Origin of the sequence: Streptomyces sp. NPDC007875, assembly GCF_042868035.1 — a bacterium.
Classification (GTDB): Bacteria; Actinomycetota; Actinomycetes; order Streptomycetales; family Streptomycetaceae; genus Streptomyces; species Streptomyces antimycoticus.
Genome location: NZ_JBIADZ010000002.1, coordinates 316,656 through 339,169 on the forward strand (window position 1 = coordinate 316,656; position 22,514 = coordinate 339,169).

General features: G+C 68.9%; 21 protein-coding genes. 11 read left to right on the forward strand and 10 right to left on the reverse strand.

What is annotated here, in order from left to right:
* Positions 1–118: 118 nt before the first annotated feature.
* The 3 genes from ACFYOY_RS05165 (at position 119) to def (ending at position 1,703) form a co-directional block, all read left to right on the forward strand.
* The gene (locus ACFYOY_RS05165) at positions 119–550 is read left to right on the forward strand and encodes a MerR family transcriptional regulator (RefSeq protein WP_059143717.1); all 432 of its coding nucleotides are present in this window, start codon (positions 119–121) and stop codon (positions 548–550) included.
* Positions 551–626: 76 nt separating this feature from the next.
* Complete coding sequence (trxA, locus tag ACFYOY_RS05170; RefSeq protein ID WP_351883665.1) at positions 627–965, forward strand: thioredoxin; 339 nt, start codon at positions 627–629, stop codon at positions 963–965.
* Positions 966–1,064: 99 nt separating this feature from the next.
* Positions 1,065–1,703, forward strand: a complete 639-nt coding sequence (gene def, locus ACFYOY_RS05175; RefSeq protein WP_351883663.1) for a peptide deformylase — start codon at positions 1,065–1,067, stop codon at positions 1,701–1,703.
* A gap of 159 nt (positions 1,704–1,862) precedes the next feature.
* Here the strand turns inward: def and ACFYOY_RS05180 are convergent, their stop codons facing one another.
* Together ACFYOY_RS05180 and ACFYOY_RS05185 are read right to left on the reverse strand one after the other, a co-directional pair.
* Positions 1,863–2,465 carry a class I SAM-dependent methyltransferase gene (locus tag ACFYOY_RS05180; RefSeq protein WP_388585284.1) on the reverse strand — a complete coding sequence of 201 codons (603 nt, stop codon included), beginning with the start codon at positions 2,463–2,465 and terminating at the stop codon, positions 1,863–1,865.
* Positions 2,466–2,622: 157 nt separating this feature from the next.
* Positions 2,623–3,303 (reverse strand): TetR/AcrR family transcriptional regulator C-terminal domain-containing protein, encoded by a 681-nt coding sequence (locus tag ACFYOY_RS05185; protein ID WP_351883661.1) that lies wholly within the window; start codon positions 3,301–3,303, stop codon positions 2,623–2,625.
* A gap of 70 nt (positions 3,304–3,373) precedes the next feature.
* Here ACFYOY_RS05185 and ACFYOY_RS05190 point away from each other — a divergent pair, with 70 nt between their 5' ends.
* Positions 3,374–4,483 carry an FAD-dependent monooxygenase gene (locus ACFYOY_RS05190; protein WP_351883659.1) on the forward strand — a complete coding sequence of 370 codons (1,110 nt, stop codon included), beginning with the start codon at positions 3,374–3,376 and terminating at the stop codon, positions 4,481–4,483.
* Between the two features lie 71 nt (positions 4,484–4,554).
* On the opposite strand, the gene dnaB is transcribed toward ACFYOY_RS05190, so the two are convergent.
* Entirely contained in the window at positions 4,555–6,036 is a 1,482-nt protein-coding gene (gene dnaB, locus ACFYOY_RS05195) for a replicative DNA helicase (RefSeq protein ID WP_388584905.1), read from the reverse strand.
* A gap of 460 nt (positions 6,037–6,496) precedes the next feature.
* Here dnaB and ACFYOY_RS05200 point away from each other — a divergent pair, with 460 nt between their 5' ends.
* Positions 6,497–7,837 (forward strand): MATE family efflux transporter, encoded by a 1,341-nt coding sequence (locus ACFYOY_RS05200; protein ID WP_351883655.1) that lies wholly within the window; start codon positions 6,497–6,499, stop codon positions 7,835–7,837.
* Between the two features lie 130 nt (positions 7,838–7,967).
* Here ACFYOY_RS05200 and rplI read toward each other — a convergent pair whose 3' ends face one another.
* The 4 genes from rplI to rpsF all read right to left on the reverse strand — a co-directional run bounded on the left by rplI (position 7,968) and on the right by rpsF (position 9,743).
* Positions 7,968–8,414 (reverse strand): 50S ribosomal protein L9, encoded by a 447-nt coding sequence (gene rplI / locus ACFYOY_RS05205; RefSeq protein ID WP_059143726.1) that lies wholly within the window; start codon positions 8,412–8,414, stop codon positions 7,968–7,970.
* 18 nt (positions 8,415–8,432) lie between these two features.
* Entirely contained in the window at positions 8,433–8,669 is a 237-nt protein-coding gene (gene rpsR / locus ACFYOY_RS05210; protein WP_003978893.1) for a 30S ribosomal protein S18, read from the reverse strand.
* Positions 8,670–8,767: 98 nt separating this feature from the next.
* Complete coding sequence (locus tag ACFYOY_RS05215) at positions 8,768–9,370, reverse strand: single-stranded DNA-binding protein (RefSeq protein ID WP_388584909.1); 603 nt, start codon at positions 9,368–9,370, stop codon at positions 8,768–8,770.
* A gap of 82 nt (positions 9,371–9,452) precedes the next feature.
* A complete protein-coding gene (gene rpsF, locus ACFYOY_RS05220) occupies positions 9,453–9,743 on the reverse strand; it encodes a 30S ribosomal protein S6 (protein WP_014061950.1) in 291 nt (96 codons plus the stop codon).
* A 229-nt stretch (positions 9,744–9,972) separates the two neighbouring features.
* Between rpsF and ACFYOY_RS05225 the strand changes: the two genes are divergently transcribed.
* From ACFYOY_RS05225 to ACFYOY_RS05235, 3 genes are all read left to right on the forward strand, one after another.
* Positions 9,973–10,290, forward strand: coding sequence for a hypothetical protein (locus ACFYOY_RS05225; RefSeq protein WP_078642418.1), 318 nt, complete (start codon positions 9,973–9,975; stop codon positions 10,288–10,290).
* Between the two features lie 117 nt (positions 10,291–10,407).
* Entirely contained in the window at positions 10,408–11,526 is a 1,119-nt protein-coding gene (locus ACFYOY_RS05230) for a peptidoglycan bridge formation glycyltransferase FemA/FemB family protein (RefSeq protein WP_211124660.1), read from the forward strand.
* Positions 11,527–11,592: 66 nt separating this feature from the next.
* Complete coding sequence (locus ACFYOY_RS05235; RefSeq protein ID WP_388584913.1) at positions 11,593–12,624, forward strand: alanine racemase; 1,032 nt, start codon at positions 11,593–11,595, stop codon at positions 12,622–12,624.
* A 34-nt stretch (positions 12,625–12,658) separates the two neighbouring features.
* On the opposite strand, the gene ACFYOY_RS05240 is transcribed toward ACFYOY_RS05235, so the two are convergent.
* Positions 12,659–14,146: a glycosyltransferase 87 family protein gene (locus ACFYOY_RS05240; protein WP_351883650.1), complete on the reverse strand. Its 1,488-nt coding sequence runs from the start codon at positions 14,144–14,146 to the stop codon at positions 12,659–12,661.
* A 391-nt stretch (positions 14,147–14,537) separates the two neighbouring features.
* Positions 14,538–17,219, reverse strand: a complete 2,682-nt coding sequence (locus tag ACFYOY_RS05245; RefSeq protein WP_351883648.1) for a transglycosylase domain-containing protein — start codon at positions 17,217–17,219, stop codon at positions 14,538–14,540.
* Between the two features lie 357 nt (positions 17,220–17,576).
* Between ACFYOY_RS05245 and ACFYOY_RS05250 the strand changes: the two genes are divergently transcribed.
* The 3 genes from ACFYOY_RS05250 (at position 17,577) to ACFYOY_RS05260 (ending at position 20,869) form a co-directional block, all read left to right on the forward strand.
* Positions 17,577–18,293 (forward strand): PadR family transcriptional regulator, encoded by a 717-nt coding sequence (locus tag ACFYOY_RS05250; protein WP_351883646.1) that lies wholly within the window; start codon positions 17,577–17,579, stop codon positions 18,291–18,293.
* 49 nt (positions 18,294–18,342) lie between these two features.
* Positions 18,343–19,425: an inositol-3-phosphate synthase gene (locus ACFYOY_RS05255; RefSeq protein WP_078642424.1), complete on the forward strand. Its 1,083-nt coding sequence runs from the start codon at positions 18,343–18,345 to the stop codon at positions 19,423–19,425.
* 85 nt (positions 19,426–19,510) lie between these two features.
* Positions 19,511–20,869 (forward strand): MFS transporter, encoded by a 1,359-nt coding sequence (locus ACFYOY_RS05260; protein ID WP_351883644.1) that lies wholly within the window; start codon positions 19,511–19,513, stop codon positions 20,867–20,869.
* Here ACFYOY_RS05260 and ACFYOY_RS05265 read toward each other — a convergent pair.
* Positions 20,854–22,344, reverse strand: a complete 1,491-nt coding sequence (locus ACFYOY_RS05265; protein ID WP_351883642.1) for a CCA tRNA nucleotidyltransferase — start codon at positions 22,342–22,344, stop codon at positions 20,854–20,856. The two genes, ACFYOY_RS05260 and ACFYOY_RS05265, sit on opposite strands and share 16 nt — an antisense overlap.
* Between the last annotated feature and the right edge of the window lie 170 nt (positions 22,345–22,514).

Below are 22,514 nucleotides of genomic sequence, written 5' to 3' on the forward strand. Positions count from 1 at the left end.
ACGGCGGGGGTCCGACAGCGGGCAGCCATCGGCCGGCCGATCGTCAACAGCCGGGGCACCGCCCGGGACCGCGACGCGGTCTGGCCTTGACGTCGGGGTCAAGGTCTACCGTCGGCACATGCGGATCGGAGAGCTGGCCGAACGGGCGGGTACCACCACCCGCACCCTGCGCTATTACGAGTCGCTGGGGCTGCTGCCCGCGCGCCGCACCGGCAATGGCTACCGGTCGTACGACGAGGACGATCTGCGGCTGCTCCAGCAGATCCGCGTGCTGCAGGACTTCGGCTTCGAGCTGGAGGAGACGCGTCCGTTCGTCGAATGCCTGCGCTCCGGCCATCCGGCCGGTGACTCCTGCCCCGCTTCGCTGGAGGTGTACCGGCGCAAGCTGGCCGAGCTGGACGAGTGCATCGGCCGGCTGAGCGCCATCCGGGAGCGGGTCGGGACACAGCTCGCCCAGGCGGAGCTGGCCCGCGCGGAGCTGGAGGCCGCGGCGACGGCGCCCGAAGGGGCCCCGGAGCCGCGCTGTGAGCTGACGCCGCCCGGCCCGTGAGCCCCGCCGTCCGACCGTCCCACCGTCACCACAACGACTCCGAAAGACTCCGAAACAACTCCGAAGGAGAGATGAGATGTCGCTGACACACACCGGGGGAGTGACCACGGTCACGGACGCCACCTTCGGCGAAGAGGTGCTGACGGCCGAGCTGCCGGTGCTGGTGAAGTTCACCGCCTCGTGGTGCCCGCCGTGCCGGATGATCGCGCCGGTGCTGGCGGAGATCGCACAGGAGGAGGGCCACCGCCTGAAGGTGGTGCAGCTGGACGTGGACGAGAACCCGTCCACCACCAACGCGTACGGGGTGCTGTCGATGCCGACGCTGATGCTCTTCCGGGCGGGCGAGCCGGTGCGGTCGCTGGTCGGGGCCCGCAGCAAGCGGCGGCTGCTGGAGGAGCTCGCCGAGGCGATCTGACTGAGCCGGAGCCGCGGCCGAACCGCCCCTGCTACGTTGGCCGGACATGACCATCAGTGGGGGCGGCCATCAGTGGGGGCGGAAAAGGTGAGGTCAGCGGTGCGCGTCCTGGTGCAGGGGAAACCCGTCGGCTCCTATCCGGCGCTGCCTCCCGAGGCCGAGCGCGGTTCACCGCGCCGGATCACCGAGGTGGGTGAGGAGATTCTGCGCCGCTCCTGCCGGGAGGTGACCGAGTTCGGCACGCCCGAGCTGAGCGCCCTCATCGACGACATGTTCCTCACCATGTACATCGCCGACGGCGCCGGGCTGGCCGCCAATCAGGTCGACGTCGATCTGCGGCTGTTCGTCTACGACTGCCCGGACGACAACGGCGTACGGCATGTCGGCCACATCATCAACCCCGTCCTGGACCAGCCCGATCCGGCCGAGCGGCTGCTCATCGAGGACGCCGAGGGCTGTCTGTCCGTACCGGGCGCGCGGATGGACGTACCGCGCACCGACCGCACCGTGGTCCGCGGCGTCGACAAGGACGGCAACCCCCTGGTGATCGAGGGCACCGGCTACTTCGCCCGCTGTCTGCAGCATGAGGCCGACCATCTCTCGGGGCATCTCTACATCGACCGGCTCTCCAAGCGCGACCGCAAGGACGCGCTGCGGCAGATGACGGACCTCCATGAGCGGGTCCTCGCCCGGCGCGTGGAGAAGGCGGCGGCCCTGGGCCACCAGCTGCAGCCCTGACCCGGCCCGCCCCCGGGCGGATGGCGGCCGGGATCGGCCTTGCGTCACCGCCATGACCGCCGTAGTCGCCGTTACCGCGCTACCGCGCTACCGCGTAACCGCGAAACCGCGTTACCGCGTTACCGCGTTACCGCGTTACCGCGTAACCGCGAAACCGCGTTACCGCAGGCGTCGCGCTCGCAGGACGGTGTCCTGGGTGTGATGGGTGCCGGCGGGGGCCGGCGCGGTACGTGGGCGGGTTTCGTTGATCAGGACCGTCCAGTCGTCGTCGAGGAGCCTGGCGATCTCGTCGGGCTGGTAGTAGTCGCCGGGATCGAAGCCCTGCTCGGGGTCCGGGGACAGATCGGCGAGAGCGTGGGTGGCGAAGAGCAGGGTGCCGCCGGGTGCGACGGCGTCCAGCAGGCCGCGCAGCGCGGTGTGGTCGGGCTGGTGTGCGAGCGGGAAGTAGTGGACGGACACCAGGTCGAACGTGGCGGCCGGGGGCGGAGTGCCGGTCAGGTCGGCGCGGGTCCACGCCACGCGGCCCTCGACGTCCGTGGCGGCCGCGACGGCGCGTTCCAGGGCGGCCCGGGAGATGTCGACCGCCGTGACCTGCCAGCCGTGCCGGGCCAGCCAGATGGCGTCGGCGCCTTCACCGCATCCCACGTCGAGCGCCTGTCCCGGCGGCAGGTCGGTGACCTCGGTGACGAGCACTCCATTGGGCGCGCCGCTGAAGAGCTGGTCGCGGCTGCGATACAAGTCATCCCAGAACTGTGTGTCCATGGCCATGCCTTACGTGGTGGGGTCGCGTCCACCACCAACCTGCCCCCGCCCGCGGCGAACCGACAAAGTTTTTTGCCGAAACCACAAAGCGCGGGCAGTTGTCAGGCCCGACCCATCGTCGACCTTCACCCCCGCCGACTCCATCAATGTCCGCGCGTCACCTCGCGATGCGGGCCTCGATGCCGTCGAGCATGCAGTCGAGGCCGATCCGGAAGGTGTGGTCGGCGTCCAGGTGGGCGGCATCGCGCACCACCGTGGCCAGCGCGGGGAATCGGCCAGTGGCGAACGTCCGCTCCAGATAGGGCCCGAGTGAGGCCTGCCAACGCTTCTCGTCCATCCCGGTGGCCCGCTCGGCACGCCGCTCGGCGATCTCCCGACGCACCGCGCCGATCACGTACGCGTTGACTGCGCCGACCACCGGCATGACGGCGTCCACGTCGACGTCGCCCAGTGCGGCCACCACGGCCTCCCCACTGGCCAGCGCGTGCGGCCCGAGCTGGGGTCGGCCACCCAGGAGATCGGCGAGCCATTCATGCTCGTGAGCGGCGTGCCGAGTGGCTTCGGCGAGAGACCGGAGCACCTCCCGCCAGCCGTCTCCGACCGGCCGGATCTCGGCGTAGGCGGCGTCGACCATCAGGTCGAGCAACTCCTCCTTGCCGGCGATGTAGCCGTACAGCCGCATCGGACGGACGTCCAGCGCGGTGGCGACCTTGCGCAGCGACACCGCATCCAGGCCGTCCGCGTCGGCCAGTTGGATCGCCGCTCGCACGATCCGTTCCCGGCTCAACGGGGCCGGCACGGGTCGATTCGGTGGCTCCGGCCTCTCCCACACCAACATGCCGCTCACAATACATAGCATCCGGCAATACACTGTATCGACCAGTACGACGTATCGAAGGAGAGCAACCATGACCATCGCCATCGTCGGAGCCGGCTTGGGTGGCTTGGCCCTTGCCCGGGTGCTGCACGTGAACGGCATCGACGCCGTCGTGTATGAACGTGAATCGTCACGCGATGCGCGCGGGCAGGGCGGCATGCTCGACATCCACTCCGGCCAGCGGGCGCTGCGCGAGGCCGGTCTGATCGACCAGTTCCACGCGATTGCCCGTGGTGAAGGCCAGGACATGCGTCTCCTCGAGCCGGATGGCACCCTGCTGCTCCAGGAGGACACGCCCGACGACGCCCCGCTCGAGCGACCCGAGGTCGACCGCGCCGATCTGCGCAACCTGCTGCTGGATTCCCTCCCCGAAGACGTGGTGCGCTGGGGGCACGCGTTCATATCCGCCGACAACGGCCTGCTGCACTTCGCCGACGGCAGCAGTGCGCCGTATGACCTGCTGGTCGGCGCGGACGGCGCGCAGTCCCGGGTCCGCGCGCTGCTCACCGACGCCCGCCCCGCGCATATCGGCCAGAACGTCGTCGAGGTCGGCATTCCCGACATCGACCGCACGCACCCCGACCTCGCGGCGATGGTCGGGCGCGGCACCTACTGGGTGCTCGGCAACGGCCTGTCCCTGGCGGCGCAGCGCAACGGCGACGGCCGCGTTCGCATCGGCCTCAGCTTCTACAACACCGCCGAGGACTGGTTCGCCACCAGCGGGATCCCGTTCGACGACCCGGCCGCCGCCCGGGCGCGGCTGATCGACCTGCTCCCCGGCTGGGACTCACGGTTCACCGCCCTGATCGCGGCCTGCGACGACACGGTCGTGCCGCGGTCGATCACCACGCTCCCGGTCGGCCTGACCTGGCCGTCGACGCCAGGCGTCACGCTGCTCGGCGATGCCGCGCACCTGATGCCGCCGGTGGGAGAGGGCGCCAACATGGCGCTGCTCGACGGCGCCCTGCTCGGTCTCGCGCTGGCCGCGCACCCGGACGACCTTCCCGCCGCCGTCAAGGAATACGAACGGGAGATGTTCGAACGCACCAGCGCTGCCGCCCGGATGTCCGCGGACATGCAGGAATTGCTGACATCGCCGGATGCCGCCCAGAAAATGCTCGCATTCTTCCAACCTGGCTGAAGGCAGCCGAATACGACCAGGAAACGGGTCGTCCAGCCAGCGCGATCATGACGACCCTGCATCGCCTCGTATCAGGTCTGCGCCATGTCCACGAAGCGCGAGTAGTGGCCCTGGAAGGCGACCGTGATCGTGGCCGTCGGGCCGTTACGGTGCTTGGCCACGATCAGATCCGCCTCACCCGCGCGCGGTGACTCCTTCTCATAGGCGTCCTCGCGGTGGAGCAGGATGACCATGTCCGCGTCCTGCTCGATGGATCCACTCTCTCGGAGGTCGGAGACCATCGGCTTCTTGTCCGTGCGCTGCTCGGGGCCTCGGTTGAGCTGGGAGAGCGCGATGACCGGTACTTCCAGCTCCTTGGCCAGCAGCTTCAGGTTTCGCGACATGTCCGAGACCTCCTGCTGACGGCTTTCGGGGCGCCGGGCGCCGCCGGACTGCATCAGCTGGAGGTAGTCGATGACGACCAGCTGCAGATCGCTGCGCTGCTTGAGCCGGCGGCACTTGGCGCGGATCTCCATCATCGACAGGTTCGGGGAGTCGTCGATGAAGAGCGGGGCCTGGGAGACATCCGGCATCCGCCGGGCCAGCCGCGTCCAGTCCTCGTCGGTCATGCTGCCGGAACGCATATGGTGCAGCGCCACCCGGGCCTCCGCGGAGAGCAGACGCATCGCGATCTCGTTGCGGCCCATCTCCAGCGAGAAGATCACGCTCGGCATGTTGTGCTTGATCGAGCAGGCGCGCGCGAAGTCCAGGGCCAGGGTGGACTTACCCATCGCGGGCCGGGCGGCGATGACGACCATCTGGCCCGGGTGCAGACCGTTCGTCAGGGAGTCCAGATCGGTGAAGCCGGTGGGCACCCCGGACATCTGCCCGCTGCGTGAGCCGATCGCCTCGATCTCGTCGAGCGCGCCCTCCATGATGTCGCCGAGCGGCAGATAGTCCTCGCTGGTGCGCTGCTCGGTGACGGCGTAGATCTCCGCCTGGGCGTTGTTGACGATCTCGTCGACGTCTCCGTCCGCCGCGTATCCCATCTGGGTGATGCGGGTGCCCGCCTCGACGAGGCGGCGCAGCACGGCGCGCTCGTGGACGATCTCCGCGTAGTACTCGGCGTTGGCGGCGGTGGGGACCGACTGGACGAGGGTGTGGAGATACGAGGCGCCGCCGACCCGGGCGATCTCACCGCGCTTGGTCAGCTCCGCGGCGACCGTGATCGGGTCGGCCGGCTCGCCCTTGGCGTAGAGATCCAGGATGGCCTGGTAGACGGTCTCATGGGCGGGCCGGTAGAAGTCATTGCCCTTGAGGACCTCCACCACATCGGCGATGGCGTCCTTGGAGAGCAGCATGCCGCCGAGCACGGACTGCTCGGCGTCGAGGTCCTGGGGCGGAACGCGCTCGAAGCCGGCGCCCTCCCAGGCGGAGCCGCCCCCTCCGTCGCGGTCCTGCTGACCGTCGCGGCCCCGGCCGCCGCCCTCACCGCGGCGGAAGCGGGGGGACGGGAACCGGTCGGACGGCCCGGAGTCGGCCCAGGGGTCGTCCATGGGCTCGGGAACGCTCACCCCGTCACCTCCTCCCGTCCGCGAAGCGAACCTCGCCGTGCCCGTCCTTCTTACGGCACGGCTATGACACAACTGAGCGGCCGGCTTTCCGGACACGGCGCATCGGAGGCTGGGGATTCCAGGGCCGAATCGGGTGGCGGGCGCCGGACCACGTTAGGCCCGTCGGGACCGCCAGCCAACTTGGTTATCCACAGGGCATGTGGATGATGGGATCCATCCTGTGGGTAAGTCGCGCGAACCTGTGCACGGGTCGGGGGACAGCGCTGTGGACAAACACACAATCACCCCGAGACCCCAACCCTGACCTGCGGTTTCTCTATCCAGGGGCTGTGTAGAAGAAAAACTTCCGCCCCCGGTGCAAGATCACGACAAAGGGCGCAGAGAAGATCGCCCCGCACGCCCTCTTGTAAGGACCGAGGATCACTTGTGTCTCTTACCTGTGGACGATTACATTGCCCTCATGACACAGGCCCCCACGAGCGCGCGGAGCACCCTGCGCCACCACGACCGCGAGATCGTCGCACTCGCGCTTCCCGCCTTCGGCGCGCTCGTGGCGGAACCCCTCTTCGTCATGGCCGACAGCGCCGTCGTCGGCCATCTGGGCACCACCCAGCTGGCCGGTCTGGGCGTCGCCGCGGCCCTGCTCGCCACCGCCGTCAACATCTTCGTCTTCCTCGCCTACGCCACCACCGGGGCGGTCGCCCGCCGCGTCGGCGCGGGCGACCTCGCCGGGGCGATCCGGCAGGGCATGGACGGCATCTGGCTGGCCCTGCTGCTCGGCGCCGCCGTCATCGCCGTGGCCCTTCCGACCGCCCCCGCCCTCATCGACCTCTTCGGCGCCTCGGACACCGCAGCGCCCTACGCCATCACCTATCTGCGGATCAGCACCCTCGGCATCCCCGCGATGCTGGTGGTGCTCGCCGCCACCGGTGTCCTCCGTGGCCTCCAGGACACCCGCACCCCGCTGTATGTCGCCATCGGCGGCTTCGGGGCCAACGCCGCGCTCAACGTCACCCTGGTCTACGCGGCCGGGCTCGGCATCGCGGGCTCGGCATGGGGCACGGTGATCGCCCAGAACGCCATGGCCGCCGTCTACCTCGCCGTGGTCATCCGGGGCGCGCGGCGCCATGGCACCTCGCTGAAGCCCGATGCCGCGGGGATCAGGGCCTGCGCCCACGCCGGGACACCGCTGCTGATCCGGACGCTCTCGCTGCGCGCCGTGATGCTGATCGCGACGGCCGTGGCGGCCCGCCTCGGCGACACCGACATCGCCGCCCATCAGATCGTGCTCACCCTGTGGAGTCTGCTGGCCTTCGCCCTGGACGCCATCGCCATCGCGGGCCAGGCGATCATCGGACGCTATCTGGGGGCGGGCGACGAGGAGGGGGCCCGGGCCGCCTGCCGCCGCATGGTGCACTGGGGCATCGCCTCGGGAGTGACACTGGGTCTGCTGGTGGTCGCCTCCCGGCCACTGTTCATCCCCCTGTTCACCACCGATCCCGGCGTACGGGACGCCCTGCTGCCCGCCCTGCTGGTGACGGCCCTCATCCAGCCGGTCTCGGGTGTGGTCTTCGTCCTCGACGGCGTGCTGATGGGCGCGGGCGACGGGCCATATCTGGCCTGGGCGATGATCGTCACCCTCGCCGCCTTCGCCCCGGTAGCACTGCTGGTCCCCTCGTTCGGCGGCGGGCTGACCGCGCTGTGGTGCACGATGGCGCTGATGATGTCGGTCCGGTTGGCGACCCTATGGCTGCGCACCCGCTCCGGCCGCTGGATCGTCACCGGCGCGGTACGAGGCTGAGCCCCGCCGAACCACACCACGCGCGTCCCCGGACAAAACCAGAGCCACCGGTCCCCCGGCACGGCGGAGGGCCGCACCCCACGGGGTGCGGCCCTCCGGTGCACGGTGCCAAAGGCGACCGTCACGGTCGTCAGGCGGCGACGACCTCGACGCCGACCTTGGCGGCAACCTCGGCGTGCAGACGGACCGAGACCTGGTGCGCGCCCAGGGTCTTGATCGGCGACTGCACCTCGATGCGGCGCTTGTCCACCTCCGGACCACCCGCGTCCTTGATCGCCGAAGCGATGTCGGCCGGGGTGACGGAGCCGAACAGCCGGCCGGCGTCGCCGGCACGGGTCTTCAGCCGCACCTTGACGCCCTCGAGCCGGGCCTTGACCTCATTGGCCTGCTCGATCGTGGCGATCTCGCGGATGCGACGACCGCGGCGGATCTGCTCGACGTCCTTCTCGCCGCCCTTGGTCCAGCGGATCGCCAGACCACGCGGAACGAGGTAGTTACGGGCGTAACCGTCCTTGACGTCCACGACGTCACCGGCGGTGCCGAGGCCGGAGACCTCGTGGGTGAGGATGATCTTCATGACTGGGTCACCCTTCCCTTATCGCGCGGTGGAGGTGTAGGGCAGCAGCGCCATCTCACGGCTGTTCTTCACAGCCGTGGCGACGTCACGCTGGTGCTGGGTGCAGTTGCCGGTGACCCGGCGGGCACGGATCTTGCCGCGGTCGGAAATGAACTTCCGCAGCAGGTTCGTGTCCTTGTAGTCGACGTAGGAGATCTTCTCCTTGCAGAACACGCAAACCTTCTTCTTAGGCTTGCGAGCAGGCGGCTTCGCCATTGTCTCTCTCCAGTGTGATCAAGAAGTATGTGCTGGTCGCCCTGACCAGACCGAGCGCTGTTGTTTCACGTGGTTTCACGTGAAACAGCGCCCCGGGCCTAGAAGGGCGGCTCGTCCGAGTAGCCGCCGCCGGAGTTGCCGGAGCCACCGCCCCAGCCACCACCGCCGCCGCCCTGGCCGCCGGCCGGTGCGCCGGTCGCCCACGGGTCGTCGGCCGGAGCGCCGCCGCCCTGCTGGCCGCCGCCGGAGTTGCCGGGGCCGCCGCCCCAACCGCCTCCGCCGCCCTGGCCGCCGCCACCGCCACCGCCACCGCCGTAACCACCCTGACCACCGCGACCGGTGGTCTTGGTGACCTTGGCTGTGGCGTTGCGCAGACTGGCGCCGACCTCGTCGACATCCAGCTCATAGACCGTGCGCTTGATCCCCTCACGGTCCTCGTAGGACCGCTGCTTCAGACGACCCTGCACGATGACGCGCATGCCGCGCTGAAGGGACTCGGCCACGTTCTCCGCGGCCTGCCGCCACACCGAGCACGTGAGGAAGAGGCTCTCGCCGTCCTTCCACTCGTTGGTCTGCCGGTCGAAGGTACGGGGAGTGGACGCGACGCGGAACTTCGCGACCGCCGCACCGGACGGGGTGAAACGCAGCTCGGGGTCGTCGACGAGATTGCCGACGACCGTGATGACGGTCTCGCCTGCCATTGGGGGAACCTCTCGGCGGGTACTGCTGGGCTGCTTGCTACTCGTTGCGATACGGCCCCGATGACCGCTGAACGCTTATGCGTCAGTGGGTCTCGGGACGGAGGACCTTGGTCCGGAGGACCGACTCGTTCAGGTTCAGCTGGCGGTCGAGCTCCTTGACGACCGCGGGCTCTGCCTGCAGGTCGATGACCGAGTAGATGCCCTCGGGCTTCTTCTTGATCTCGTACGAGAGACGACGACGGCCCCAGGTGTCGACCTTCTCGACCTTGCCTTCGCCCTCACGGACGACGGAAAGGAAGTTCTCGATCAGCGGGGAGACAGCGCGCTCCTCGAGATCGGGGTCGAGGATGACCATCACCTCGTAGTGACGCATGTGGAACCCACCTCCTTTGGACTCAGCGGCCACGGTCGTTCCGTGGCAGGAGGGTCGTGATGCGTATCCGCTTCGGTGTCTGTGCAGACACCACCGCGGACGGTACACAGTACCCGGCTACGGCCTCCCGCTTGAAATCCGGGCGTCTTAGCCCGCAATCTGTACACATCGGGTGTGAGCGGCATTACAGTTCGCCGCTTTGCTCTATGTGCCTACCTGGAGGTGCCCCATGGCACAGGCAGCACGACCCCATCACGGCTTGCTCTCCTTCCTGGACACCGATGGCAAGTCGCATCCCGTTGAGAACGCTTTCGCCGTGACCACGCTGGTGATCGGGGCGATCGCCTTCGTCACGGCTCATTTCACCCAGCTCCACCTGGTCAGTTCATGGACCGGGCTGGTCGGAATGATCACTGGCGCCTGGGGCCAGCTGATCTCCGCGACCACCGGTGAGCGGTTCGTGCTGATCATCGGACTCGGTGCCGCGGGGGTCGGCTTCTACCTCGGCATGGCACACGGAGGGCTCTTCGGCGGCGTGCTGGGCTGAGCCCGCCCGGAGTCTGGTTGCCCCAGGCCCGAACGGGGCGCGTCCCGGTCGCAGTAGGCTTCGGCGCGAGAGCCGGAGCCCCGACCCTGGGGACACACCTGCCGAGGAGCGCCCCGCATGAGCCTGACCCTGAGGACGATCAGCCGAGAGCAGCATCTGGCGTATATCCAGAGCCTGCCCGCGGCCAGCCACATGCAGGTCCCGGCATGGGCTGACGTCAAGTCGGAGTGGCGCTCGGAGAACCTCGGCTGGTTCGACGCCACGGGCCAGCTCGTCGGCGCCGGCCTCGTCCTCTACCGGCAGCTGCCCAAGATCAAGCGCTACCTCGCCTATCTCCCCGAGGGCCCGGTCATCAACTGGTACGCGCCCAACCTCGAGGACTGGCTGCGCCCGATGCTCGCGCATCTGAAGCAGCAGGGTGCGTTCTCCGTGAAGATGGGCCCGCCGGTCATCATCCGCCGCTGGGATGCCAACGCGATCAAGTCGGGCATCCAGAACCCCGACGTCAAGCGGCTGCGCGATGTCGAGGCCACCTTCATCGAGCCGCGCGCCTTCGAGGTCGCCGAGCGGCTGCGGCGCATGGGCTGGCAGCAGGGCGAGGACGGCGGGGCCGGCTTCGGTGACGTCCAGCCGCGGTACGTCTTCCAGGTGCCGCTGGAGAACCGCTCCCTGGAGGATGTCCACAAGAGCTTCAACCAGCTGTGGCGCCGCAACATCAAGAAGGCCGAGAAGGCCGGTGTCGAGGTCGTCCAGGGCGGCTACGAGCATCTGCCCGAGTGGCAGCGGCTCTACGAGATCACCGCGGAGCGCGACCACTTCCGGCCCCGCCCGCTCAGCTACTTCCAGCGCATGTGGACGGCCCTCAACACCGAGGACCCCAACCGGATGCGGCTGTACTTCGCGATGCACGAGAACGAGGTTGTGGCCGCCGCCACGATGCTGATCGTCGGAGGCCATGTCTGGTACTCCTACGGCGCCTCCGCCAACCACAAGCGCGAGGTCCGGCCCTCGAACGCGATGCAGTGGCGGATGCTCCGTGACGCATACGCGCTGGGCGCGACCGTCTACGACCTGCGCGGCATCAGCGACTCCCTCGATGAGACAGATCATCTCTTCGGTCTGATCCAGTTCAAGGTGGGCACCGGTGGGCAGGCTGCCGAGTACCTCGGCGAGTGGGACTTCCCGCTCAACAAGCTCCTGCACAAGGCACTCGACATCTACATGTCGCGCCGCTGACCACGATTCGCTGTTTCCCATACTTCCAATACACCGCGGCAACGAGAAAGGTTCCGGGACCGGCCAATGGCGCTCACCCTCTACGTCGACACCGCGCGCTGGCGGGCGCACCAGCAGACGGTGATCCAGCAGTTCCCAGGGATAGTCCCGGTCTGCAAAGGCAACGGCTACGGCTTCGGCCATGAGCGCCTGGCGGAGGAGGCAGCCCGCATGGGCAGCGACATCCTCGCGGTCGGGACCACGTACGAGGCCGCCCGGATGAAGGACTTCTTCAGCGGTGACCTGCTCGTACTCACCCCCTTCCGCCGCGGTGAGGAGCCGGTGCCGCTGCCGGACCGGGTGATCCGCTCGGTCTCCTCGGTCGACGGCGTCTACGGCCTGGTGAACGCACGCGTGGTCATCGAGGTCATGAGCAGCATGAAGCGGCACGGCATCACCGAGCAGGACCTGCCCAAGCTGCACGCCGCGATAGAGAACGTCCGGCTGGAGGGGTTCGCCATCCACCTCCCGCTCGACCGCACCGACGGCCTGGACGCGGTCGAGGAGGTCATCGCCTGGATGGACCGGCTGCGGGCGGCACGCCTGCCGCTGCACACCATGTTCGTCAGCCACCTCAAGGCCGAGGAACTGGCCCGACTGCAGCAGCAGTTCCCGCAGACCCGCTTCCGGGCGCGCATCGGCACCCGGCTGTGGCTGGGCGACCACGATTCGACGGAGTACCGGGGCTCGGTGCTCGACGTCACCCCGGTCGCGAAGGGCGACCGCTTCGGCTACCGCCAGCAGAAGTCCGCCTCCGACGGCCATCTGGTCGTCGTCGCGGGCGGCACCTCCCACGGCGTCGGTCTGGAGGCGCCCAAGGCGCTGCACGGGGTGATGCCCCGCGCCAAGGGGGTCGCCCGCGCCGGTCTGGCGACCGTCAACCGCAATCTCTCGCCGTTCGTGTGGGCGGGCAAGCAGCGGTGGTTCGCCGAGCCGCCGCATATGCAGGTGTCCATCCTGTTCGTACCCAGCGATGTCCAGGCACCCCAGGTGGGGGACGAGCTGGTGGCGCATCTGCGGCACACCACGACGCAGTTCGACCGGCTCTTCGACCGCTGAATCCGCGCCACCGGGAGAGGCCCCCCTCCGGGGCTCACTCCCGGTGGACGCCCCAGTCCACCAGCGCCGCGCCCTCGTAGCGGGAAGCGCGCCTCGCCCGTCCCAGCACAAACACGTCCGGGGCCCGGTCCAGCACGCCTCCTCCGGGGTCGTCCGCCCCGTCCTTGCGCACCGGGTCCCGCTCCGGCACCAGCGCGTCCCGGACGATCAGGGCGCACAGATAGAGCGTCCCCAGCAGATGCACGGCGATCGCCAGCTGATAGCCCTCCGCGGGCAGCCCCCGGTGCTGGTCGCCGCTGCCCGTGTACGCGAGGTACATCCAGATCCCCAGGAAGTACATGACCTCGCACGCCTGCCAGACCAGGAAGTCCCGCCAGCGCGGTCGTGCCAGTGCCGCCAGCGGGATCAGCCACAGCACGTACTGCGGTGAATAGACCTTGTTGGTGAGCACGAACGCCGCGACGATCAGGAAGGACAGCTGGGCCAGCCGCGGACGGCGCGGGGCGCACAGGGCGAGCGCCGCCACCCCGATGCAGGCCAGGACCATCAGGAGGGTCCCGTAGGTGTTGACGTCCTCCAGGGGGTTCCCGGTGCGCTGCGAGATGATCAGCCACAGGGAGCCGAAGTCGACGGGGCGCTCCTGGCTGAAGGTGTAGAACGTCTTCCAGCCCTCGCGGATGTGCAGGCCACCGCCTTGCGTGGTGATCATCACGGGGAGGTTCACCACGAGCCAGGCGGCCGCGGCTCCGCCCGTCGCCGTCCAGAAGGCCCGTAGCCGCCCCGCCCGCAGGCAGAGCACCAGCACCGCGCCGAGCAGCAGCCCGGGGTAGAGCTTCGCGGCCGTCGCGAGCCCCAACAGCACACCGGCGGCCAGCGGGCGGCTGCGGGACCACATCAGCAGGGCGGCGGCCGTAAGGGCGACGGCGAGCAGGTCCCAGTTGATGGTGGCCGTGAGCGCGAACGCGGGGGCCAGGGCGACCAGCAGCGCGTCCCAGGGGCGGCGGCGGTGCGTACGGGCCACACAGACCGCGATGACCGCGGTGCAGACCATCAGCATGCCCGCGTTGACCAGCCAGTAGATCTGCTCACGGTCCTGGATGGATCCGCCGTGCGGGGTCAGCCAGGAGGCGACCTCCATGAAGAGGCCGGTGAGGACCGGGTACTCCAGGTACTGCATCCCGCCCGAGACGCTGTCCGGTATGCGGTCGAAGTACGGGACGAGGTCGATGGCGAAGCCGCGGCCGTTGTAGAGGTGCGGTATGTCGGAGTAGCAGGCGTGGGTGTACTGGGCGGTGGCGCCGTAGAACCAGCCGCCGTCGTAGCACGGCAGTTTCTGCACCATGCCCAGGGCGAACATGCCGATGGCGGCGAGCGCCACGATCCGCACCGGGGTCCACCAGCTCGTGCCGAGCAGAGCCCGGCGCCCGGCCGGCCCACCGATCAGCTCGCTGCCGGCCGCGGCCAGCGGGTCCTCGGCGGTCGGCCTGACGGGCTCGGCCTGTGGGTCCTCGCGCACGCTCATGGCCTCCATCCTGCCGTACGGGCCTGGCGGCAGGGGTCAGGACCGCCCCAGCGGCCGCTGAGCGCGCCGCGGACGCCTCGGCAGGTCCCCGGGCGGGAAGCGGGCTGCGAGAGGCGCAGAGGGCCGTCCAGGGCCCGGAACGGCGCCGGGCGGCCCCGCGGGGGGGGGGGGGGGGGGCGGCGCGCCCGGGGGGTGGTGGGGGGGGGGGGGGGGGGGGGGGTAGGGCCCCCCGGGGCGCGCCCCGGGCCCGCCTGGCCCGTCCCGCGGGGGGTTGGGGGGGGGGGGGGGGGCCGGGGGGGGGGGGGGGGGCCGGCCGGGCGGGGGGGGGGGGGGGGGGGGGGCCGCGCCGGCGCGCCCGGCGAGTGGTGAACGGGTCGTACGGGGCTACGGGCTAGTCCTCCCGTCGGGCCCCGGACGGGCCGCCGAAGATGCCTCCGGGCCCGCCCGGCGGATCCGAGGTCGGCGATGTGGTCGGGCCGCCCGGACCGCCGTTCTGGCCTCCGTTCTGGTTGCCGCCGTTCTGGTTCCCGCCGTTCTGGTTGCAGTCGAAGTCCAGCGGGTCACAGGTGTCCGTCGGGGTCGGGCTGCCGGACGGCGACTCCGAGGGCGACTCCGACGGAGATTCCGAAGGAGACTCCGACGGGGACTCGGAAGGCTTATCCGTCGTCTGGGTCGGGCTCGGACTCGCGTCCTCACCGAAGACCTTCTCGCCGATCGGGGTGGCCGCGGGGAAGTCCTTGACCGGCTTGCCCTGCAGGGCACCGCGCATGTAATCGGCCCAGATCTCCGCCGGGAACGACGCGCCGTGGATCGTCTTCTGACCGCCCACACCGCGCATGGACAGGAACTTCTGGCTCTTTGCCTGGTCGTTCACCCGCCACATGCCGATCGCGGTCGACAGCTGCGGGGTGTAGCCGGAGAACCAGGCCGACTTGTTCTCGTCGGTGGTTCCGGTCTTGCCCGCGACCGGTCGGCCGATCTTCGCCGAGGTACCGGTGCCGTGCTCGACCACGTTCTCCAGGACGTCGGTGACGTTGTTCGCCACGTTCGAGTCGAACGCCCGCTTGAGCTGGGCGTCCTGCTTGTGGTCGTAGACGGGGCCGTTCTTGTCCTCGACCCGCTCCACCGAGTACGGGTCGGCCTGCTCGCCGCTGGCCGCGAAGGTGGCGTACGCCCCGGCGAGCCGGATGGCGCTGGGTGCGGAGGTGCCGAGCGAGAACGTCGGGGTGATCGAGGCCAGCTGCTCCTTGCTGAGGCCCGCGGCCAGGGCCGCGTCCCGCACCTTGTCGGTGCCGACGTCCATGCCCAGCTGGATGAACGGGGTGTTCACCGAGTACTGCATCGCGGTGCGCAGGCTGATCGGGCCCTTGTCCTCGTCACCGTCGTTCCGCTGGTGCCACTCCTTGCCGTCCTTGTCGTGCCAGACGGTGCCGTCGTAGTCCCGCAGGGTCACCTTGTTGTCGCCGTTGTAGACACTGCTCGGCGAGACCAGGGTGCGCTGGGAATCGGGTTGCTCCCGTGTGCCCTTCGGATCGCGGGCACCATTGGTCATCGCGGCGGCCATCACGAAGGGCTTGAAGGTCGAGCCCACCTGGACACCGGTGTAGTCGGCGTTGTTGCGGTAGTGCTCCAGCGCGTTCTTGCCGCCGTAGATGGCCAGGATCTTGCCGGTCTTGGGCTCCACCGAGGCGCCGCCGAACTGGACGTACTTGTCCACCTCGCGCTGTTTCGGCTTGATGTTCTCCTTGGAGACCTTCTCGACCGCCCGGGTCAGCTCACTGATCTTTTTCCGGTCGAAGGTGGTGTGGATCTGATAGCCGCCTTTGTCCAGCTTCGACTTGCTGATGCCGGTGTTGGCGACGATGTAGTTGTCGGCGAGGTCGGTGAGGTAGCCGATCTGGCCCTGCTTGTTCGTGGCCACCTTCGGGTCCTGCGGCATCGGGAAACCCTTGCCGATCCACTCCTGGGCCTCGGTCCTGCTCAACCTGTGCACGGCGACCTCACGCCGCAGGATCCACTCCCAGCGCTGCTTGGCCCGCTTGGTGTTGGCCTCCTTGGTGGCCGCGGCGCCGTAGCCGCCGTTGGGGTCATAGAGGTTGGGGCCGTTCAGCGTCGAGGCCAGGAAGGCGCTCTGGCTGGGCGTCAGGGCCGAGCAGTCACGGTCGTAGTACGCGCGGGCCGCCGCCTGGCAGCCGTAAGCACCACGTCCGTAGTAGGCGGTGTTCAGGTAGCTCCCGAGGATGTAGTCCTTGTCCTTGGTCGCGCCCACCTTTATGGAGATGAACAGCTCCTTGACCTTGCGCGTGAGCGTCTGCGACTGGTCCAGGTAGGTGTTCTTCACGAACTGCTGGGTGATGGTCGAACCACTCTGGGTCGCTCCACCCTTCGCCATGTTGACGACCGCGCGGGCGATACCCATCGGGTCGACGCCGCTGTCGTCATAGAAGCTGGCGTTCTCCGCGGAGATCACCGCGTTCTGCATGGACTTGGGGATCTTGCTGAGGGGGACGATCTGACGGTTGAGGTCACCACCGCCGGAGACCACCATCTGCTTGCCGTCCGCCCAGTAGTAAACGTTCTTCTGGGTCTGGGACGCGGCCTGGGCGGTCGGCACCTGCACCAGCCACAGCCCTATGCCGACGGCGCCGAGCAGCACCGCGAAGAAGAAGAGGAAGGTTCCCGTCACCAGCTTCCAGGACGGAACCCAGCGCCGGAAACCCGACCTTCCCCCACGCGGATAGTCAATAAAGCGCTTCTTGCCGGGGTGCCCATCGCCCCCCGAGCCATGTCCGCGGCCGCCGGCCCCCCGCCGGCCGCCACCGCGACCGCCGTGGCCGGCGCCGCCCGCACCCGGATCGGCTCCTCGTCTACGGCCGCCGCCGCGTTGTGCGGCGCGGCGGGCCGCCGCGCGACCGCCGTAAGGACGCTCTTCCCCCTTGGGGGTGGCGTCCGACCCGGCTGCGGCGTTGTGCGTCGGTGCTGCGCGGCGGCCGGACGACTGCTGTCCGGCTCGCCGGGCCGCTGCTCGTCCGCCGCCTTGGGGCTGCGGCGGTTTGCGACGGTGCTCGCTCATGGAACGACTTCTCCTCGGGCAGGCGCTATCGCCTGAAAGCGGCAGATGGCTTCCGGTCCCCCCAATGTGCGGTCCGGTCGCACCAGGCAACCGGACGCACTGCATCCGGGACGAGGACGCATCGCGGCGTCACTTGGTTCCCATAGGTCTGCATGGCGAACAGAGTACGCACGGTCAAAACCCGCCCAGCCGCCACCTTCACTCCATAACCGTCAGATTGAATGCCACGAATTGATGATGTGACGGCGTTCACCGTGGGCCCTCTTGTCCCGCCGGGGGCACGGTTCTATCGTCTTGATGTATCGACTCGATACATCAGCTCGACATAGTGGGCTCGGACCAGAGGGGAGGCGGGGAATGAGCAGACGCTCCGGCGTCCTGGAGTTCGCCGTCCTCGGCCTGCTGCGCGAGTCCCCGATGCACGGATACGAGCTGCGGAAGCGGCTCAACACGTCACTCGGGGTGTTCCGGGCGTTCAGCTACGGCAGCCTCTATCCCTGCCTCAAGACGCTGGTCGGCAACGGCTGGTTGATCGAGGAGTCCGGCAGCGTCTCCCAGGACGCTCCCGCGACGCCCCTCTCCGGCCGCCGGGCGAAGATCGTCTACAGGCTCACGGCGGCGGGGAAGGACCGGTTCGAAGAGCTGCTCTCCCACACCGGGCCGGACGCCTGGGAGGACGAGCACTTCGGCGTCCGCTTCGCCTTCTTCGGCCAGACGTCACGAGACGTTCGGATGCGGGTGCTCGAAGGGCGGCGCAGCCGCCTGGAGGAGCGCCTGGACAAGATGCGCGCCGCCATGGCCCGCACCCGCGAGCGGCTGGACGACTACACCCTCGAGCTGCAGCGGCACGGGATGGAGTCGGTGGAGCGCGAGGTCCGCTGGCTGAACGAGCTGATCGAGAGCGAGCGGGCCGGGCGCGACCAGCGCGACGGCACCGCCGGGCAGGACCGGGCGATCGAGCGGGCTGAGGACCGGCCGCCACACCAGGAGCAGGACCAGTCAGGAGATACGGACGGCCCGCCCCGGCACCGGGGTGGTTCCCGGCCGGATCCGTCCGATGACACCGCCAAGTGAGGCCCGGCATCCGCGGGGCCTCGTCCAGTACACACAGGGAGCAACCGGAATGGGTTCGGTTCGTGTAGCCATCGTCGGCGTGGGCAACTGCGCCGCCTCGCTGGTACAGGGCGTCGAGTACTACAAGGACGCCGACCCGGACACCCGCGTGCCGGGTCTGATGCACGTGCAGTTCGGCGACTACCACGTGAACGACGTGGAGTTCGTGGCCGCCTTCGACGTGGACGCGAAGAAGGTCGGCCTGGACCTCGCGGACGCCATCGGCGCCAGCGAGAACAACACCATCAAGATCTGCGATGTGCCGACGGCCGGTGTCACGGTCCAGCGCGGCCACACGCTCGACGGACTCGGCAAGTACTACCGCCAGACCATCGACGAGTCCGACGAGGCCCCGGTCGACGTCGTCCAGGTCCTCAAGGACAAGCAGGTCGACGTTCTGGTCTGCTACCTCCCGGTCGGCTCCGAGGACGCCGCCAAGTACTACGCCCAGTGCGCCATCGACGCCAAGGTCGCCTTCGTCAACGCCCTTCCGGTCTTCATCGCCGGCACCAAGGAGTGGGCGGACAAGTTCACCGAGGCCGGGGTGCCGATCGTCGGTGACGACATCAAGTCGCAGGTCGGCGCGACCATCACGCACCGCGTAATGGCCAAGCTGTTCGAGGACCGGGGCGTCATCCTGGACCGCACCATGCAGCTGAACGTCGGCGGCAACATGGACTTCAAGAACATGCTCGAGCGGGAGCGCCTGGAGTCCAAGAAGATCTCCAAGACCCAGGCCGTCACCTCCCAGATCCCCGACCGCGACCTGGGCGCCGACAACGTCCACATCGGCCCCTCGGACTTCGTCGCCTGGCTGGACGACCGCAAGTGGGCCTATGTCCGCCTGGAGGGTCGCGCGTTCGGCGATGTCCCGCTGAACCTGGAGTACAAGCTCGAGGTGTGGGACTCCCCGAACTCCGCGGGTGTCATCATCGACGCGCTGCGCGCCGCGAAGATCGCCAAGGACCGTGGCATCGGCGGCCCGATCCTCTCCGCCTCCTCGTACTTCATGAAGTCGCCGCCGGTGCAGTACTTCGACAACGAGGCGCAGGAGAACGTGGAGAAGTTCATCAAGGGCGAGGTCGAGCGCTGACGCGCCATGTGCTGATTCCCGCCGCGTGATCACGGGCCTTCGGGTAATACACCCGGAGGCCCGTGTGGTGTGTGAGGCTGGCGTCATGCCTGTTGTGCGTGATCTCCGCGTACTGCTGCAACTGCGTGACTTCCGGCGCCTCCTGGCCATCCGCCTGCTGTCCCAGGCGGCCGACGGCGTCTACCAGGTAGCACTCGCCACGTATGTGGTCTTCTCCCCGGAGAAGCAGACCTCCGCCGCGGCCATCGCCTCCGCCATGGCCGTCCTGCTGCTCCCTTACTCCCTGCTCGGCCCCCTCGCCGGTGTGCTGCTGGACCGTTGGCGCCGGCGGCAAGTGCTGCTCTACGGCAATCTGCTGCGCTCGGGACTGGCCACCGGAACCGCCGTACTGGTCCTCGGCCAAGTGCCGGAGTGGCTCTTCTACGTCTCGGCCCTGTCGGTGACGGCCGTCAACCGCTTTGTACTGGCCGGTCTTTCGGCGGCCCTGCCGCGGGTCGTCGACAGCCAGGAACGTCTGGTCATGGCCAACTCCCTCTCGCCCACCGCCGGAACACTCGCCGCCACGGCCGGGGGCAGCCTCGCCTTCATCGTCCGGCTGTCGGGCCCGGGAGGCACCTCGTCGGACGCGCTGGTCGTCCTGGTGGGCGCCGCGCTCTATCTCATCGCCGGGCTCACCGCCGTGTCGATGGCACCGGGCCTGCTGGGGCCGGATCCCGCGGCCCTTCAGCCCCGTCTCCCCGCGGCCCTGATGAGCACCGCGCGGGGTCTGGTCGCGGGTGTACGCCATCTCCTGGAACGCAGGGACCCGACCGTGGCGCTGGCCGCGATGACGCTGATGCGCTTCTGCTACGGGGCGCTCACGGTGACGGTGCTGATGCTCTGCCGCTATGCATGGGCCGATACCGAGTCCGAGGGGCTCGCGCTTCTGGGGCTGGCCGTCGGGGTCTCGGGCGCGGGCTTCTTCGCAGCGGCGGTGATCACCCCATGGGCGGTGGCCCGACTCAGGACGCCTGCGTCCTCCCGGCCGGACGGCCGACTCTCCTGGGTAATGGTGTGCGCGGGAAGCGCGGCCCTTCTGGAGCCCGGTCTCGGACTGCCCTTCGAGCCCGCCCCCATGCTGATCGCCGCGTTCGTCCTCGGGCTCGTCACCCAGGGCGCGAAGATCGCCACCGACACCGTGGTGCAGTCCGCCATCGCCGATGACTTCCGCGGCCGGATCTTCTCCCTCTACGACGTGCTGTTCAACGTCGCCTTCGTGGGAGCCGCGGCGGTCGCCGCGGTGATACTGCCGCCGGACGGCAGATCGGCCCCGCTGCTGTTCTGTGTGGCGCTGCTCTACGCAGCCACCGCTCTGCTGGTCAGGTTTCACGTGAAACATGACCGGGACCACGCCCAGCGGGTCGATGTTTCACGTGAAACCGGAGGGACTCAGCCCTCCGACTGAGCGTCCCACCACTCCTGGAGCGTGGCGATCGCGGTCTCCCGCTCCATCGGACCGTGCTCCAACCGCATCTCCAGCAGATGCTTGTACGCCTTGCCCACCTGCGGCCCCGGGGGGATACCGAGGATCTTCATGATCTCGTTGCCGTCCAGATCCGGGCGGATCGAGTCCAGCTCCTCCTGCTCCTGCAGCCGGGCGATGCGCTCCTCGAGGCCGTCGTACGCACGCGAGAGCGCCGTCGCCTTCCTCTTGTTGCGGGTGGTGCAGTCCGAGCGGGTCAGCTTGTGCAGCCGGTCCAGCAGCGGCCCGGCGTCACGGACATAGCGACGGACGGCGGAGTCGGTCCATTCCCCCGTGCCATAGCCGTGGAAGCGCAGATGCAGCTCGACAAGGCGTGAGACGTCCTTGATCAGCTCATTGGAGTACTTGAGCTTCGTCATCCGGAATTTGGTCATCTTGGCTCCCACCACCTCGTGGTGGTGGAAGGAGACCCGACCGTCCTTCTCGAAGCGGCGCGTCTTGGGCTTACCGATGTCATGCAGCAGCGCGGCCAGCCGCAGCACCAGATCGGGCCCCTCGGTCTCCAGGTCGATGGCCTGGTCTAGCACCGTCAGCGAATGCTCATACACATCCTTGTGGCGGTGGTGCTCATCACGCTCCAGACGCAGCGCCGGGAGCTCCGGCAGGACGCGGTCGGCCAGCCCGGTCTCCACCAGCAGCCGCAGCCCCTTGCGGGGGTGGTCGGCCAGGACGAGCTTGTTGAGCTCATCACGTACCCGCTCGGCCGAGACGATGTCGATACGGTCGGCCATCGACGTCATCGCGGCGACCACCTCGGGGGCCACCTCGAAGTCCAGCTGCGCGGCGAAGCGCGCGGCGCGCATCATCCGCAGCGGATCGTCGGAGAAGGACTCCTCGGGCGTCCCGGGGGTGCGCAGCACCCGGGCGGCGAGATCCTCCAGACCGTGGTGCGGGTCGATGAACTCCTTCTGCGGAAGCGCCACCGCCATCGCGTTGACCGTGAAGTCCCGACGGACCAGGTCCTCCTCGATGGAATCGCCGTACGACACCTCGGGCTTCCGGGATGTCCGGTCATAGGCTTCTGACCGATAAGTCGTGATTTCAATCTGGAAGCTCTGATCCGCCCCGCTTCCTGCGGCCATGTCCTTACGGCAGCCAACGGTGCCGAAGGCGATGCCGACATCCCACACCGCGTCTGCCCACGGCCGTACGATCTTCAGTACCTCGTCCGGCCGTGCGTCCGTCGTGAAGTCCAGATCGTTACCGAGCCGGCCGAGCAGCGCGTCCCGTACCGAGCCGCCGACCAGAGCCAGGCGGAAACCAGCCTGCTGGAAGCGACGGGCAAGATCGTCGGCAACGGGAGAGACCCGCAGGAGCTCGCCCACGGCGCGGCGCTGCACCTGGCTGAGCTCATTGGTCGGCTGCGGGGGTCGGCTGTCATTGTTGGCGTTCGGCACAACAGAACAGGGTACGTGGCCGTGCGCCCCGCGGACTCCACACCCGATGCGGACCACCACTGCGTAACGATCTTGTGGAGCCATCCACAGCACTTCGCCACAGCGGGCATCGTTACCATTTCGTGGACGCACATTGCGACGACCACTGACGACCTACTGACGACAAGGGA

What these genes read in the sequence shown, in the direction of transcription:
- ACFYOY_RS05165 (WP_059143717.1), top strand. Translation starts at nt 119, where the DNA reads ATGCGGATCGGAGAGCTGGCCGAACGGGCGGGTACCACCACCCGCACC.
- trxA (WP_351883665.1), top strand. Translation starts at nt 627, where the DNA reads ATGTCGCTGACACACACCGGGGGAGTGACCACGGTCACGGACGCCACC.
- ACFYOY_RS05180 (WP_388585284.1), bottom strand. Translation starts at nt 2,465, where the DNA reads ATGGACACACAGTTCTGGGATGACTTGTATCGCAGCCGCGACCAGCTC.
- ACFYOY_RS05185 (WP_351883661.1), bottom strand. Translation starts at nt 3,303, where the DNA reads ATGTTGGTGTGGGAGAGGCCGGAGCCACCGAATCGACCCGTGCCGGCC.
- ACFYOY_RS05190 (WP_351883659.1), top strand. Translation starts at nt 3,374, where the DNA reads ATGACCATCGCCATCGTCGGAGCCGGCTTGGGTGGCTTGGCCCTTGCC.
- ACFYOY_RS05200 (WP_351883655.1), top strand. Translation starts at nt 6,497, where the DNA reads ATGACACAGGCCCCCACGAGCGCGCGGAGCACCCTGCGCCACCACGAC.
- rplI (WP_059143726.1), bottom strand. Translation starts at nt 8,414, where the DNA reads ATGAAGATCATCCTCACCCACGAGGTCTCCGGCCTCGGCACCGCCGGT.
- rpsR (WP_003978893.1), bottom strand. Translation starts at nt 8,669, where the DNA reads ATGGCGAAGCCGCCTGCTCGCAAGCCTAAGAAGAAGGTTTGCGTGTTC.
- ACFYOY_RS05215 (WP_388584909.1), bottom strand. Translation starts at nt 9,370, where the DNA reads ATGGCAGGCGAGACCGTCATCACGGTCGTCGGCAATCTCGTCGACGAC.
- rpsF (WP_014061950.1), bottom strand. Translation starts at nt 9,743, where the DNA reads ATGCGTCACTACGAGGTGATGGTCATCCTCGACCCCGATCTCGAGGAG.
- ACFYOY_RS05225 (WP_078642418.1), top strand. Translation starts at nt 9,973, where the DNA reads ATGGCACAGGCAGCACGACCCCATCACGGCTTGCTCTCCTTCCTGGAC.
- ACFYOY_RS05230 (WP_211124660.1), top strand. Translation starts at nt 10,408, where the DNA reads ATGAGCCTGACCCTGAGGACGATCAGCCGAGAGCAGCATCTGGCGTAT.
- ACFYOY_RS05235 (WP_388584913.1), top strand. Translation starts at nt 11,593, where the DNA reads ATGGCGCTCACCCTCTACGTCGACACCGCGCGCTGGCGGGCGCACCAG.
- ACFYOY_RS05240 (WP_351883650.1), bottom strand. Translation starts at nt 14,146, where the DNA reads ATGAGCGTGCGCGAGGACCCACAGGCCGAGCCCGTCAGGCCGACCGCC.
- ACFYOY_RS05245 (WP_351883648.1), bottom strand. Translation starts at nt 17,219, where the DNA reads ATGAGCGAGCACCGTCGCAAACCGCCGCAGCCCCAAGGCGGCGGACGA.
- ACFYOY_RS05250 (WP_351883646.1), top strand. Translation starts at nt 17,577, where the DNA reads ATGAGCAGACGCTCCGGCGTCCTGGAGTTCGCCGTCCTCGGCCTGCTG.
- ACFYOY_RS05255 (WP_078642424.1), top strand. Translation starts at nt 18,343, where the DNA reads ATGGGTTCGGTTCGTGTAGCCATCGTCGGCGTGGGCAACTGCGCCGCC.
- ACFYOY_RS05260 (WP_351883644.1), top strand. Translation starts at nt 19,511, where the DNA reads ATGCCTGTTGTGCGTGATCTCCGCGTACTGCTGCAACTGCGTGACTTC.